Genomic DNA, 575 nt, shown 5'->3' on the forward strand with positions numbered 1-575 from the left:
CTGGCACGCAAGGCTCGAAGACGCAAAATGGCTTCGGCACCTTGAAGGCTCCAACGTGCGCCGGTGATTTCCATGCGGTCTTTGACCAGATGACGGCAGGCGCCTTCAATGACCCCCGTTGCAATGGGATATCCTTGATCAAGATAACGATTGTACTTCAGATAGGGGCTATAAGTGAGCAGGTAGTCCGCGCAGGTATCCACGGGTTTGCGATCATAGGCGGCAAGATTTCGCAAGGTGGCGCTGCGTCGCATGCCTCCGGCCACATATCCGGCATTACCGCGCAGAATCTCCAGAAGACGGACTCTGACCCAGCTTTCCTGCTCTTGGCCGGGTGTTGGATGAAAAACCCTTGCCGCATCCCACAGGTACTCGGTGACATGGATGATATCGACGATGAGGGTCAAATCGATGCCCTTTTCCTTGGCCATGCGGCGCAGGATGCGAATCTGGTGTTTATTGCCGTCCACCAGGGCAACCCATCTTTTTTGATGCAAAGGGTCCCGGCGGCCCGCCTCTTCGAACACCTCTTCGATCACCTCCTGCGGCGTCTTTTCAAGGCTCGCCCAAACGCG

General features: G+C 56.3%; 1 pseudogene. It reads right to left on the bottom strand.

Annotated elements, in window-relative coordinates:
- A pseudogene (locus MRX98_RS21880) lies at window positions 1-575 on the bottom strand (ISKra4 family transposase); the annotation flags it as partial.

This window comes from Desulfatitalea alkaliphila, from assembly GCF_022968795.1.
GTDB classification, from domain to species: domain Bacteria; phylum Desulfobacterota; class Desulfobacteria; order Desulfobacterales; family Desulfosarcinaceae; genus Desulfatitalea; species Desulfatitalea alkaliphila.